A 12,955-nucleotide genomic window follows, 5' to 3' on the forward strand; every position below is an offset into this window, starting at 1 on the left:
GGAGTAATCCATGATTATTGATGTAACCGTTCCTATGCTTCCGGAAAGTGTGACTGAAGCCACTCTGATGTCCTGGAATAAAAAAGTGGGAGATTTCGTACAACGTGACGAAAATCTGATTGATTTGGAAACGGATAAAGTTGTATTGGAATTACCAGCCCAGCAGGCCGGTAAACTGGTAGAAATTATTGAAGCTGATGGTGCAACTGTGACAGCAGGCCAGTTGCTGGCCAAAATTGATACTTCAGCAACTGCTGAAGCAGCATCTGAGACTGCAACTGCTCAGGAAGCGGCTCCTGCTGCTCCTGCTGCAAGTGCTGCACCGGCTAATCAGTCTCAGGCTGGTGTTGCCATGCCTGCTGCTGCCAAACTGGCGGCAGAAAAAGGTGTGAATACAGCTACTATTCAGGGCTCAGGCCGTGATGGTCGTGTACTGAAAGAAGACGTTGCCGCTGCTGCATCTGCCTTGGCTGCTGCTCCTACAATGGCTACCAGCAAGGCTGCTGCGCCTGCCACAACTGGTGATCGTGTAGAGCAACGTGTACCAATGTCACGCCTGCGTTCTCGTGTTGCTGAGCGTTTGTTGCAGTCTCAGCATGAAAATGCCATTCTGACTACTTTTAATGAAGTGAATATGAAACCGGTTATGGATTTACGTAACCGTTATAAAGAACAGTTCCAGAAAGAGTATGGCGTTAAACTGGGCTTTATGTCTTTCTTCGTTAAAGCTGCGGTTGCTGCTTTGAAGAAATACCCTGTTGTTAATGCGTCTATTGATGGTACTGATGTTGTATATCATGGCTACTTTGATATTGGTATTGCTATTGGCAGCCCTCGTGGTCTGGTGGTACCGATTCTGCGCGATGCTGATCAGATGAGTATTGCTGACATCGAACAGGCTATTCATAATTATGCGGTGAAAGCCAAAGATGGTAAGCTGGCATTGGAAGATCTGACTGGTGGTACTTTCAGTATTACTAATGGCGGTACTTTCGGTTCAATGATGTCTACGCCAATTATTAATCCGCCTCAATCAGCCATTTTGGGCATGCATGCTACCAAAGAGCGTGCTGTGGTAGAGAATGGTCAGGTTGTGGTTCGTCCGATGATGTATCTGGCTCTGTCTTATGACCATCGTCTGATTGATGGCCGTGAAGCGGTATTGACTCTGGTAGCCATTAAAGATGCTCTGGAAGATCCTGCACGCTTGCTACTGGAGCTGTAAGTAAATGAGCAGGCTGCTGTAATCACTCCGTAAGATGCATCAGCCTGATGATGACAACCGTAATGATGGTCACAGCGAATAAAAGGGCGTTTGTGCCACATTACGGTTTTATTTAATCAGTCAGAAATATTCGTGATTGAAAGGAATTTTGATGTCTCAATTTGACGTTGTGGTAATTGGTGCTGGTCCTGGTGGCTATGTTGCTGCTATTCGTGCTGCTGAGCTGGGTTTTAAAACAGCTTGTATTGATGCTGGCTTAAATAAAAAGGGTGATGGCCCTGCATTGGGCGGCACATGTCTGAATGTAGGTTGTATTCCTTCCAAAGCTTTGTTGCAAACTAGCGAAAATTATCATGCAGCGCAAACTGAATTTGCTGAACATGGTATTGATGTTCAGGTTAAAGGCTTTGATGCCAAGAAGATGATTGAACGTAAAGATGCCATTGTTAGTAAATTGACTAATGGTATTGGCTTTCTATTTAAAAAAGAAAAAGTAGAAAGTATTTTTGGTAAAGGTTCTCTGCAAGGTCAGGTTGATGGTCTGTGGCAGATTGAGGTGGATACTAATGGGACGAAACAGCTGGTTACTGCCAAGCATGTGATAGTCGCTACTGGTTCGCTGCCACGTCCGCTACCTTTAACTGAAATTGATAATGTTAATGTGCTGGATAATGAAGGTGCTCTGAATCTTGAAGCTGTGCCAGCCAAACTGGGTATGATTGGTTCTGGTGTGATCGGTCTGGAAATGGGTTCTGTTTGGAACCGTCTAGGTGCAGAAGTTACTATTCTTGAAGCCATGCCTACTTTCCTAGCTGCTGCTGATCAGCAGGTAGCTAAGGAGGCATTTAAGGTTTTCACTAAAGAACAGGGTTTGAATATTCATCTTGGTGTAACGGTTAATGAAATTGTTAAAGGGGATAACAGTGTAACGGTTAAGTACACTGTTGCCGGTGAAGAAAAAACAGAAACTTTTGATAAGCTGGTTATAGCAATTGGCCGTATTCCTAATACTAATGGTCTGAATGCCGAAGGTGTTGGCCTGCAAAAAGATGAGCGCGGTTTTATCGTAGTTGATGATGAATGTCGTACCAGTCTGCCAAATGTTTGGGCAATTGGCGATGTGGTTCGGGGGCCGATGCTGGCACATAAAGCTTCTGCTGAGGGTGTGGCTGTGGCTGAGCGTATTGCAGGACAGAAACCTATTGTGGATATGAATACCATTCCGGCAGTAATGTATACTCATCCGGAAATTGCGTGGGTAGGACAGACTGAGGAGCAGTTAAAAGCTGCTGGTGTGAAGTATAAGAAAGGTCAGTCTAGCTTTGCTGCTAATGGTCGTGCTCTTGGTATGGGGCAGGCAAAAGGATTTGTTAAGGTTCTGGCAGACGCAGATACAGATCGTGTTTTAGGTGTACATATCATCGGACCAGTTGCTTCTGAGTTGATTGCTGAAGCTGTGATGGCTATGGACTTTAAAGCATCTAGTGAAGACATTACTCGTATTGTTCACGCTCATCCGACATTATCTGAAGCAATGCATGAGGCAGCTTCTTCTGTTAAATAAAGCTGTTTGTTAAATGAGTTTAACCCGTATCCTGAAGATACGGGTTTTTTATATATTAGTATGTTTGCATATATGTGTTTGTATATTAAAGCTTTTATGTGGCATTTTGTTTTTATTTAGGGTAGTATATGTTAATTTTGTGTTTTTTCATGTAATAAATACGTCAGAGAAATCTATGCCTACCAATTACTGTGCTTTTCATGTAGATGAACCGTTTAATGAATTTGTTGCTGATGCATTAACTCGGAAAGATTATTTTTATTATAATCAGTTGAGAAGCTGGAAAATTCAGAATGCACTTTTTCCATTTAATGATGTTCATGATAAAAGGTATGATGTTCGTGATGGTAGTGATTGGGAAAATGTTTTAAAACCACGCATTCATAAGCGTTTAAATGATGCTGATAATTTAATATTAATTTTGAGTGAGAATACTATTCAATCGCGAAGTTTGAAAGAGGAGATTGAATTTGGTATTGAATATCTTAAGTTACCAGTGATTGTGATTTATGCTGAATTGCGTCAAAAAAATGATATGCTGATTAATGGAAAAAACAATATAAATTTTAAGTTACATCACTTCTGGAATAAATTACCCATATTCAAAAATTTAAAATCGCAGGTTCCGGTTTTGCATGTGCCATACAATAAAGAAATGGTTGCCAAGGCGCTGAAAAAGAATAATTTTGTCAAAGGTAACGATTTCAAACCAAATAATTATATGTTGACGGCTTGATTGTATTTGGCTTTATCAGTAAATATGATGTTATCTGATATAGATAATGGAAATGTTTACTCATATTTGTTTTAAGCTTTTAAGGAAATTTTCGTGGCTGAAAAGGGCATTTGCCCAGATTAAGCGCGTTGAATTTTATTCTTCCCATTGCCTTTTTACTTTATCAAGTGCTCTACGGTCACGTTTGGTGGGTCTGCCATCAGGATAGGCAGCACTTATCTGGCTGGCCTGATTGAGGGCTTTCATTTGTTCCCGTTTGGCAGCAATGCTGCTGTCTTCACTATAAAGTAAGCGCGCTTCCGGTGCCGGGCGGCGCATTTGATTAAGTTGCTGTACCTGAATTTTGTAGGGCAGGGAGTTGAGCGTTAAATCAATAATGTCGCCAATCTGGATATTTTTGCTGTTTTTGACTTTGGCTCCATTGACCTGAACGCGTCCTAATTCGATATGTTTTTGCGCCAAAGCGCGGGTTTTAAAAAATCGTGCGGCCCATAGCCATTTATCCAGTCGCATACTCGTGGTGTTGATATTGCTGTTTTTACTCATTAATTTATGCTCATCCTAATGGTTGCTTAGATTTATCTTAAATGCTTATAAATGGTAAGCTAAATTATTTTGCAAATTTAAGGCAGAAATTTGCGCTTGTTACCCTGCTTTAATTCGGTTTTACGGTTGTGCTTTCTGGTATGTCGAAAATTTGCCGCAGATAAGCCAGAAATGTGTTGTTGTCTGTCATGGTTTTACCGGGAGAATCAGATATTTTGGCTACAGACTGCCCGTTGCATTCGACCAGTTTTAATACGATATTCAAGGGGGTTAAGCCCATATCACAAGTAAAATTGGTGCCAATTCCGAAACTGGTTTTGAATCGGCTGTTAAAGTGGATATATAGATCCCATGCACGTTGTAAGTCCAGTCCGTCACTGAAAGTCAGCATTTTGGTACGAGAGTCTATTTTAAGTTTTTGATAATGGGTATATGCTTTCTCTCCCCATATATAGGGATCCCCACTGTCGTGGCGCAGTCCGTCAAACAATTTGGCGAAATATAGGTCGAAATCGCGCAGGAAAGCATCCATGCCGACTACATCAGTTAAGGCTATGCCTAAATCGCCACGATACTCATGTACCCATGCCTCCAATGCTGCTTTCTGAAAATCACGTAAGCGCACGTCTAAGGCTTGAAAAGCCTGTAAGAATTCGTGTGCCATTGTACCAATGGGAGTCAGTCCGAGTTCTTTGGCTATATGAACGTTACTGGTTCCGCGAAAAACGCTGGGGGCAGCTTGATGAAGAGTTTTTACGACATGTTTTTGCCATGAATAACGATATCGGCGCCGGGTACCAAAATCGGAAACGATGAATGGTGAGCTATAACGTTGTTGTTCTGATTCGTATCGGTGTATTAATTCGGCTTTCGCTTGTAAGCGGCGTTCGCCTTCGGCTAGTATCTCGGGGGTTTCCAGTCGATGAAAATACAGTTCGTTGACAATTGAAAGAACGAATATTTCAAAAAACATTGCCTGTATGATGGGGCCTTCGATACGAATATTCAGGTACTGGTTGTTGTCTACGGATGTTCTGATGAAGCGGCGTTTCAGCTGGAACAGTTCCATGTAATCGACAAAGTCACTTTTAATGAAGCGTAAGCTGCGCAAGTATTGCAATTCGTCTGCGGTGAATCTCATTTGGCAAAGACGATCCAGTTCCCAGTCGAGTTCTGCCAGAATATCGCCCAGCGGATATTCAGTCTCATTGTTATTACGGCAGCGAAATTCATAGACACCAGTTGCCTGTGGAAATTGATGTAGGACAACTTGAAGCATGGTGAATTTGTATAAATCTGTATCCAATAATGACTGAATAATCGGCGGACGGTTGGTATCTATGGCCATATCGCAGGTTTAACTCTTAAGTGAAGTGATAATGCTATTCCAGAAAATATATCTTCAGACTTCTGGTATAGGCTAGCAGTTTACTTTTTTATCCGGCTATTTATTGCCCAGGCATCTGTAATTGTGCACGTGCAAAAGCAATAGGTTTATCTCGCTGGTTTTGCCACATTGTGACGGTAAGGTGTGAAATGCGCTTGCCGGCATGCAGAATCTGACATTGGGCATAACTATCGAGTGCCTTGCCACTGAGTAAATAATCTGTTGTGTAGTCGATTATTCGAGCCGGTTCAGCAAGGTTTTGCTGTTCTTGCAAATATAAATTGATACAGCTTTGTAAAAAGCCGCCAATCAGGCCACCATGAAGTGCAGGCAGAAAAATATTTCCAATGTTTTGTTGGGCAAAAGGTAAGCAGTAGAGCCGGTTGTTCTGGCTGTCTGTGCCGATTTTCAGATTAATTGCGGCACTATAGGGCATAGATTGATAAGCCTTGCTGGTTAATTGTTCATCCAGCTGGAAAATGGTTGGATTCATTTGGCCTGCTCCTGTTGCAGGTATTTCTGCAATGCTTGCTTTTCTGTTTCAGATAACGGGGTATGGATAAAGGTAGCCATACCCAGAGCAAAGGGCTGATTTTCATCTTCCTGAAAACAATGGCTGCGGATAAATGCAATCTGCCTTTCATGTTTGTAACAATGCGCACGAACATGAATGGATTGATGGGCTGTGGGCTGTTTTAAGTAATCTATGCGCATATCCAGTGTGGCAGTGGTTTCAAACTGCTGAAATAATGCGGCTAGTGAGCAGGCAGAAGCCATATCAACGAGCGTAGTGATTACACCGCCATGAATATTGCCACTATCAGTATTTTCAAGCAGCTCATCGCGCCAGTTAATAGAGATAACAGGTTCATTGGTACTACAATCTCCATAAATTTTTAGCCAGCGACAATGCGGTAGATTCAGATAATGATTAAAGAGGGCTTTAAATAATTCGGGCTGGGCAGGCATGAGGACATCCTGATGTAAATAGTAATTGTTATATTAGGGTTTTTCACGGTGCTTGTCACTACGAAGCTGGATTATTAACTGCGGTTAAGTCGTCCTTAGTTTGTATACCGGCAGTTTGAATAGCAATCCGGTCTTCGGTGCTGTGCTGGGTAATGTAGATCAATCCTTCTTTAGCCAGCTCCAGCAATGCGATAAAAGTAGTAACAACCAGTGCCAGACTGTCGTTACGGCCAAAAAGTTCAGTAAAGTAACAGTGCTGATGGGTTTGCAGATGGCGTAAAACAGCAGTCATCTGTGCGCGTACTGATAAGGTTTCTTTGACGACATTATGGCTGCGGTTGTGCTGCGAACGTGCCAGAATTGTTAGCCATGCACGAGTTAAATCAGCTATCTGTACTTGTGGTGGCTGGGTTACGGCAACCAGTTCTACGGGTAGCCAAGCCCAGGCAAAATCACGTCCGGCACGGGGTAAAGTGTCTAGTTCGGTAGCCGCTAGTTTCATCTGCTCATAGGCAAGCAGGCGGCGTACCAGTTCGGCACGCGGATCGGCTACTTCTTCCTCGCTGGCGGGTGGTGTAGGTAGGAGTAAACGGGTTTTAATTTCAATCAGTACTGCTGCCATCAACAGGTATTCGGCTGTTAAGTCCAGCTCATGCTGTTGCATTTGATGAATATAGGACAGATACTGCTCTGTTACAGTGAGCATAGGAATATCCAGTACATCAATATTCTGTTTGCGAATCAGGTACAGTAATAAATCCAATGGACCTTCAAAGCTCTGTAAAACGACTTGCAGTGCATCTGGTGGAATGAATAAATCTCGCGGAATTTCAGTGACAGGCTGTCCGAAAAGAACAGCAACAGTTTTTTCTTCAGTATTTACTGTACTCATACCCGTATTCAATCTTTGCACAGGTGTTCCAGACATGCCTGTGCACAACGCAAGCCAAAGCTGGCTGTAACAACCATGGCTGCACCATATCCAGCACAGGAAAGGCCTTGCGGAGCAGCTTGTTCGGTATGGCAAATACCAGTTTGCGGTGGTGTAATATTTTCACGAGAATAGATACAGGGTATGTACATTTTATCAGTAGGCTGACGACTGAATCCATGCTGTCTGCGTAATGTATAACGCATATTGGCCAGCATGCGATCATTGGTTACTTGGCTTAAATCGGCACATTGAATCAATGCGGCATTTTTTTGTCCGCCAGCACCTCCTGAAACAATAAATGGTTGTTGCTGGGCGATAAAGAATGCAGCCATTGCTGCTTTTACGCGCACCTGATCGATGGCATCAATCACAAAATCAAAGCGCTGGCTGAATATCTGGCTGAGATTCTCTGTATCTACAAAATCTTCTATACAGTTTACCTGACACTCAGGATTAATGTCTGCAATACGTTCTGCCAGCGCTTCGACTTTGGGCTTGCCAATCAGGCTGATTAAAGCTGGCAGCTGGCGGTTGATATTCGATTCTGCCACATTATCCAGATCAATCAATGTCAGTGCACCGATGCCACTGCGTGCCAGCGCTTCTATTGCCCATGAACCGACGCCACCTACACCGACTACACAGACGTGTGCTGAAGCAAAACGTTGTAGGCAGTCCTCGCCATACAATCTTGCGATGCCGCCGAAACGACGGTGATAATTTGCTGAGGAATGGAATATCTGCGACACGTAATAAAATCCAGAAAGCTGTTTTAAGCAGGTAGTGGTATTATACTGTATCTGCTAAATGATTCGAATTGTTAAAAAAGATAAGGAGAGTTTCATGTATAAACATTTACTGGTGGCAGTAGATGGCAGCCATACTTCGGAAAATGCTTTAGCTCATGCTATTGGTCTGGCCAAGGTTGAAGATGCAGAATTAACTGTTGTCAATGTGGCCAATCCGACTGAATATATGGCTCTGGCTCCTGAGTTTCTGCAACATGAAAGCTATGAAGCTGCTGCCTTATCAGAAGGTAATACGGTACTGGATGCTGCGGTGGAAAAAGCCAAAGCGGCCTTGCCGGCGGACAAAGTGCATCGTCATTTGTTGATTGCCAACAAGGGAGCAAAGGAAATGGCGCAAATGTTGGTTGATTATGCTGATGGTAATGGCAGTGATTTGATTATTCTGGGTACGCACGGTCGTAGCGGTTTGATGCATTTACTAATGGGTAGTTTTGCTGAAACTGTTATGCGTGAGACAAATCTGCCACTATTAGTTATTCGCAGTACAGCCGCAGATGAAGGTTAAACAGACCAATAAACCTGAAAGAGTAAATTGCTAGTAGTTAAAATTTTGGGCATTACCACAGGTTTTATATAGATAAAAGCTGAATCCGTATTTAAGCAGATTCAGCTTTTTAACTGATATTACCTTAGATGTTGAACTGGTTATTCAATAAAACTGTACTTATGATTTAATAAAGATGTAGTTATTTTGCCGGATACATTGGCGGGTTAACGGATATATTTTTTGTGAATCTCTTTGAATTGTGGGTTGTTGGCACTACCCAGCCATTCAAAGGCAATCATCTCACGACTAACGATTTGACAGCCGCTTGCCTGCATACGTGCCAGACCCAGTTCAACATCACGTTGCTGGCGTGAGCTGACTGCATCTGCAACCACAAAAACTTCGTAACCATGTGCGCGCAAGTCTAAAGCAGTCTGTAGTACACAGATATGGGCTTCTATACCAGAAATAATAATCTGGTTGGCTTGTTGCAGGTTATCTTTAGTCAACACTCCGGCGGAGAACACTGAAAAACTCTGTTTTTGTACAAGTTTGGCTTGTGGTGCAGCGGTCATGATTTCTTCATGGGTTGCGCCGATTTTGTCAACACAGTGTTCGCTGATTAGGGTGGGAATAGCCATATCATGTGCCAATCCTGCCAGCCATATATTATTGGCCAGCACTTCATCTGTATTATTCAAGGCGGGTAACAGGCGTGTCTGTAAATCAATCATTAATACTGCGGAGCGTTTACTGTCTATTAACATAGTTTGCTTTCACCAATGGTTGGGTAATCTGCATGTCAATTATGCTTTATTTATATGGAGCTGAGTTTGGCTGAAGTTAACTCAGGCAGGCATATTAGCGTGCTGGCACTGTGCCCATGCGTTCTGTCAGTGTGGTACGGGATTCACCAAAAAGATTGGCATAGTAAGTGGCATTTGCCATTACGTTTTTGACATAGGTACGGGTCTCATCAAAGGGAATGGTTTCGGCGTAAATTGCGCCTTCCAGCGGAATATTTGCTTGCCAGCGCCGAGCCCGACCCGGGCCAGCATTGTAGCCGGCGGTAGCCAGCACTTCATCAGCAAACTGGTTGCGTACATTGCTCATATACCATGTACCCATGCGAATGTTGCCGCGCATGGTATACAGTTCGCTGCTATCCATGCCCAGTCGTTTTGCTATATCACGGGCTGTAGCGGGCATAACCTGCATCAGGCCGGTAGCACCCACACTTGAACGGGCGCCTATCATGAAGCGGCTTTCTTGCCGGATTAAACCATAAACCCATGCCGGATCGATGCCAGCTTGCTGAGCATAAGGGACTGTCAGTTCTCGGAATGGAGCAGGATAGCGTAATTCATAGTTCAATTGGCCATCGGCTTTGTCTGCGCTATAAATACTCATTTCATAAAAACCAGTATTTTCAGCCAGTGTTGAGGCGGCAATTTGTGTTTCATCATTGTAGTTGCGTGTGGCATAGCGCCATTCCTGTTGTGCCTGACGACGCATTGGCCAGTTGTTTTCTGACTGTGCGGTTTTAAACAAGGTTAGGGCGCGATGGATATTGCCATCTGCTGCTATTTTGCTTTGAACCTGATGACTGCTTTTAGCTACAGTACTTTGGGTATTTGCTTTTCTGCCTAAGGCTTCTGTTGCCAGCAGGGAATAAAAGTTGCGTCCGCGTTGTGCTGTCTGTTCGAATATCTCTTGTGCCTGGCTGTTTTGTCCTAATGCACGATAACTGCGTGCTAGCCAGTATTGCCACGTAACCTGTTGTTGGAGTGCTTGTGGCATACTAAGGATTATGTTGTTCAGTTTTTGCCAGCGTTGTAAACGTAGTGCGGAACGGGCATACCATTCCCACATATCATTACTCATTTGTGACGGATCGGCACGATCAAAATAGTTCAGTGCGTTACTGGCATTTTGGTTATAAGCCTGAGCCAGCCCCAGTTGCGCCCAGCCGAAACCGGTTTGCTCTTTGGTCAAGCTGGCTGATAACTGTTGTAAGGTGATTGCTGCGCTTACTTTACTGCGATTTTCTTTGTTAATTACCTGATAGAGCAGTGCTTCCTGTGCACCCTGACTGCCACCTGTTCTGCTGCTGAGTGGATCGGGCAAGGGACTGCCCAATGCCTGCGCCAGATTACGGGCATTGGTAATTTGATTCAGTGCCAATAGATATCGTACTCGGCGCCAGCCAGCCTGTGTACTGATTTGCTGACGAGCAGCCGCCTGTTCCAGCCAGCGGTTGCACCCTTGTGGTAGATTACCTGTTTCTGTGCTCAGGCTGGCAAGTAAATCCGCATCATTCTCTATTCCAGCCAATGCAGCGTAGCAGCGTGTTTCCTGTTCGCGAAAGTTTTTATCCAGTTGCGTATATTGCTGCTGAAATATATTCCAGTTCTCGCGTTTTCCTAATTGCTGTAACCAGATGTTGCGCAGACTGTTGCTCATGGCACTGGCTGGCTGCCGCGCCAGAAATTGTGCTGGCAAAACGTCATCACCGTTTTTCGCCGCTTTAAGCGCATTCTGATACTGCTGGAAGCTACCGATGATTTTATCCGGTGTTTCTATAGCCTGAGTGCCCGGGAGAATGGCATTACCTGTATTCTTGTTAATTGGCTGAAGAACCACTTCATGCTGATTACTGCATGCAGCCATCAGAAGTAGGGTGCCTGAAATCAGATAGTGCGGTTGAACGGACAATTTTGATTTCAGAGTCATTAAGTGCTTAATCAATTTTTTTCCTTCAATTTTTCTCATAATATAATTTATTTTTTCCAATAGGCTGGTGTAAAGAGGATAAAAACAGTAAAAATTTCCAGACGCCCAAGCAGCATGATGACGATGCATAACCATTTTTGTATATCTGAAAGAAAAGCAAAACTGTTTGCTGGTCCAACTGCACCCAACCCGGGACCTGCATTGGTAATACAGCTGATCGCCGCTGTAAGTGCAGACAGAAAATCCAGTCCGCTGATCATCAGGGCAAAGCTGAATAAAATGATGGTAATCACGTATACAAAAACAAAGGCCATTACCGTCAGCGCCCGCCTATCGGGAATATTGCTGCCATTGATTTTTACCATGCTGACTGCATTGGGGTGCAACATCAGCAACATTTCACGCAGGCTGAATTTAAACAGCACAATAGCGCGTACAGTTTTGATACCGCCACCGGCAGAGCCCCCGTTTGCAAGAATGTTAGACAGAAAAAACATCCATAGTGAGGCTATTAAAGGCCATTTGGCAAAATCGGTATTAGAATAACCATTGGCTAGCCCGATTGATATCAGATTAAAACTGGTGTAGCGGAATGCTTCGGCAAACGAATAAAAGCTGTGCCACCACAAATACAGGCTGATGCCAAGAATACTGAAAAACAGTACGCACATCAATACTCTTACTTCTTCGTCGCGCCAGTAATAGCGCAATGATCTTTTTTGTAAGGCATTAAAGTGATTAGTGAAATTGATTGCCCCCAGAAGTGTGGCCATGCTGAGAATAATCTCAATCGGAATGGAATTAAAATAGGATATGCTATTGTCGTGAGTAGAAAAGCCGCCGAGTGAAAAAGCGGCCATTGCATGACAAACTGCATCAAACCAGCTCATGCCGGCCAGACGTAACGCCAGAAGTGTAATGATGGTAAAGAGTACATAAACACTCCATAGGCGTTTGGCTGTCTCTGAAATACGGGGAGCCATTTTACTGTCTTTATTTACCCCCGGTATTTCGGCTTTGAATAATTGCGTTCCACCCACACCCAGCATCGGCATTACCGCCACTGCCAGTACAATAATACCCATACCACCCAACCAGTTCAGCATATGGCGCCAAAAGTTTAATGACGGTGCCAGCGTATCCAGACTGGTGAGAATAGTCGCCCCGGTAGTTGTCAGGCCGGAAATGGCTTCAAAATAAGCATTAGTAAAGCCCAGCCCGGGCAAGTAAATGTAAAATGGCAGACTGGCTATCAGGGCAAAGCCAATCCACAACATGAATACCAGTGTGTAGCCATCACGCGGACGCAGTTCACGGTTATAACGCATAGTTAGTAACCAGGTTACTGCGCATACGCTCATGCTGATACCTGCTGTAAAGGCAAAAGCGGGGAATACATGATCCATGTATAGTAAGGAAACAATGGCTGGTGCCAGCAGCAATAAGGAAAACAAAAAACCGGTTTTAGCCACAATATGCGCTGTCGGCGCGATTTTGTTGATAAAACTTGATTCTTTGTGGTGCAAGACAAAATGGTTGGTAAAGCGGCTCATAAGAATGCTGCC

Annotated in this window: 13 protein-coding genes; 4 read left to right on the plus strand and 9 right to left on the minus strand. The window is 43.8% G+C overall.

Going from position 1 to position 12,955, the window contains the following annotated elements; genetic code table 11:
• Positions 1 to 10 precede the first annotated feature (10 nt).
• The 3 genes from odhB (at position 11) to MJ761_RS02340 (ending at position 3,525) form a co-directional block, all read left to right on the plus strand.
• Entirely contained in the window at positions 11 to 1,225 is a 1,215-nt protein-coding gene (odhB, locus tag MJ761_RS02330) for a 2-oxoglutarate dehydrogenase complex dihydrolipoyllysine-residue succinyltransferase (protein ID WP_093090717.1), read from the plus strand.
• A gap of 151 nt (positions 1,226 to 1,376) precedes the next feature.
• Positions 1,377 to 2,789 (plus strand): dihydrolipoyl dehydrogenase, encoded by a 1,413-nt coding sequence (gene lpdA / locus MJ761_RS02335; RefSeq protein WP_093090715.1) that lies wholly within the window; start codon positions 1,377 to 1,379, stop codon positions 2,787 to 2,789.
• Between the two features lie 175 nt (positions 2,790 to 2,964).
• On the plus strand, positions 2,965 to 3,525 hold the full coding sequence (locus MJ761_RS02340; protein ID WP_093090713.1) for a TIR domain-containing protein: 561 nt from the start codon (positions 2,965 to 2,967) through the stop codon (positions 3,523 to 3,525).
• A 135-nt stretch (positions 3,526 to 3,660) separates the two neighbouring features.
• Here MJ761_RS02340 and MJ761_RS02345 read toward each other — a convergent pair whose 3' ends face one another.
• The 6 genes from MJ761_RS02345 to MJ761_RS02370 form a co-directional block, all read right to left on the minus strand.
• Positions 3,661 to 4,071 carry an RNA-binding S4 domain-containing protein gene (locus MJ761_RS02345; protein WP_176715022.1) on the minus strand — a complete coding sequence of 137 codons (411 nt, stop codon included), beginning with the start codon at positions 4,069 to 4,071 and terminating at the stop codon, positions 3,661 to 3,663.
• Between the two features lie 109 nt (positions 4,072 to 4,180).
• Positions 4,181 to 5,419 carry a nicotinate phosphoribosyltransferase gene (pncB, locus tag MJ761_RS02350; protein ID WP_093090711.1) on the minus strand — a complete coding sequence of 413 codons (1,239 nt, stop codon included), beginning with the start codon at positions 5,417 to 5,419 and terminating at the stop codon, positions 4,181 to 4,183.
• 100 nt (positions 5,420 to 5,519) lie between these two features.
• Complete coding sequence (locus tag MJ761_RS02355; RefSeq protein WP_093090709.1) at positions 5,520 to 5,951, minus strand: PaaI family thioesterase; 432 nt, start codon at positions 5,949 to 5,951, stop codon at positions 5,520 to 5,522.
• Complete coding sequence (locus MJ761_RS02360; RefSeq protein ID WP_093090707.1) at positions 5,948 to 6,427, minus strand: PaaI family thioesterase; 480 nt, start codon at positions 6,425 to 6,427, stop codon at positions 5,948 to 5,950. The genes MJ761_RS02355 and MJ761_RS02360 overlap by 4 nt, the downstream gene beginning before the upstream one ends.
• A gap of 58 nt (positions 6,428 to 6,485) precedes the next feature.
• Positions 6,486 to 7,319: a segregation and condensation protein A gene (locus tag MJ761_RS02365; protein ID WP_093090705.1), complete on the minus strand. Its 834-nt coding sequence runs from the start codon at positions 7,317 to 7,319 to the stop codon at positions 6,486 to 6,488.
• An 8-nt stretch (positions 7,320 to 7,327) separates the two neighbouring features.
• Complete coding sequence (locus MJ761_RS02370) at positions 7,328 to 8,101, minus strand: tRNA threonylcarbamoyladenosine dehydratase (protein WP_093090844.1); 774 nt, start codon at positions 8,099 to 8,101, stop codon at positions 7,328 to 7,330.
• A gap of 103 nt (positions 8,102 to 8,204) precedes the next feature.
• Between MJ761_RS02370 and MJ761_RS02375 the strand changes: the two genes are divergently transcribed.
• Complete coding sequence (locus MJ761_RS02375) at positions 8,205 to 8,675, plus strand: universal stress protein (RefSeq protein ID WP_037405757.1); 471 nt, start codon at positions 8,205 to 8,207, stop codon at positions 8,673 to 8,675.
• 206 nt (positions 8,676 to 8,881) lie between these two features.
• On the opposite strand, the gene MJ761_RS02380 is transcribed toward MJ761_RS02375, so the two are convergent.
• The 3 genes from MJ761_RS02380 to MJ761_RS02390 all read right to left on the minus strand — a co-directional run bounded on the left by MJ761_RS02380 (position 8,882) and on the right by MJ761_RS02390 (position 12,943).
• Positions 8,882 to 9,424, minus strand: coding sequence for an isochorismatase family protein (locus MJ761_RS02380; protein ID WP_093090703.1), 543 nt, complete (start codon positions 9,422 to 9,424; stop codon positions 8,882 to 8,884).
• 94 nt (positions 9,425 to 9,518) lie between these two features.
• Positions 9,519 to 11,327 carry a lytic transglycosylase domain-containing protein gene (locus MJ761_RS02385; RefSeq protein WP_239392851.1) on the minus strand — a complete coding sequence of 603 codons (1,809 nt, stop codon included), beginning with the start codon at positions 11,325 to 11,327 and terminating at the stop codon, positions 9,519 to 9,521.
• A gap of 110 nt (positions 11,328 to 11,437) precedes the next feature.
• On the minus strand, positions 11,438 to 12,943 hold the full coding sequence (locus tag MJ761_RS02390; RefSeq protein WP_176715021.1) for a TrkH family potassium uptake protein: 1,506 nt from the start codon (positions 12,941 to 12,943) through the stop codon (positions 11,438 to 11,440).
• Positions 12,944 to 12,955 lie beyond the last annotated feature (12 nt).

Origin of the sequence: Snodgrassella communis (assembly GCF_914768045.1) — a bacterium.
GTDB classification, from domain to species: Bacteria; Pseudomonadota; Gammaproteobacteria; order Burkholderiales; family Neisseriaceae; genus Snodgrassella; species Snodgrassella communis.

Coding starts and splice junctions, on each gene's coding strand:
- odhB (WP_093090717.1), top strand. CDS start 11: ATGATTATTGATGTAACCGTTCCTATGCTTCCGGAAAGTGTGACTGAA.
- lpdA (WP_093090715.1), top strand. CDS start 1,377: ATGTCTCAATTTGACGTTGTGGTAATTGGTGCTGGTCCTGGTGGCTAT.
- MJ761_RS02340 (WP_093090713.1), top strand. CDS start 2,965: ATGCCTACCAATTACTGTGCTTTTCATGTAGATGAACCGTTTAATGAA.
- MJ761_RS02345 (WP_176715022.1), bottom strand. CDS start 4,071: ATGAGTAAAAACAGCAATATCAACACCACGAGTATGCGACTGGATAAA.
- pncB (WP_093090711.1), bottom strand. CDS start 5,419: ATGGCCATAGATACCAACCGTCCGCCGATTATTCAGTCATTATTGGAT.
- MJ761_RS02355 (WP_093090709.1), bottom strand. CDS start 5,951: ATGAATCCAACCATTTTCCAGCTGGATGAACAATTAACCAGCAAGGCT.
- MJ761_RS02360 (WP_093090707.1), bottom strand. CDS start 6,427: ATGCCTGCCCAGCCCGAATTATTTAAAGCCCTCTTTAATCATTATCTG.
- MJ761_RS02365 (WP_093090705.1), bottom strand. CDS start 7,319: ATGAGTACAGTAAATACTGAAGAAAAAACTGTTGCTGTTCTTTTCGGA.
- MJ761_RS02375 (WP_037405757.1), top strand. CDS start 8,205: ATGTATAAACATTTACTGGTGGCAGTAGATGGCAGCCATACTTCGGAA.
- MJ761_RS02380 (WP_093090703.1), bottom strand. CDS start 9,424: ATGTTAATAGACAGTAAACGCTCCGCAGTATTAATGATTGATTTACAG.
- MJ761_RS02385 (WP_239392851.1), bottom strand. CDS start 11,327: ATGGCTGCATGCAGTAATCAGCATGAAGTGGTTCTTCAGCCAATTAAC.
- MJ761_RS02390 (WP_176715021.1), bottom strand. CDS start 12,943: ATGAGCCGCTTTACCAACCATTTTGTCTTGCACCACAAAGAATCAAGT.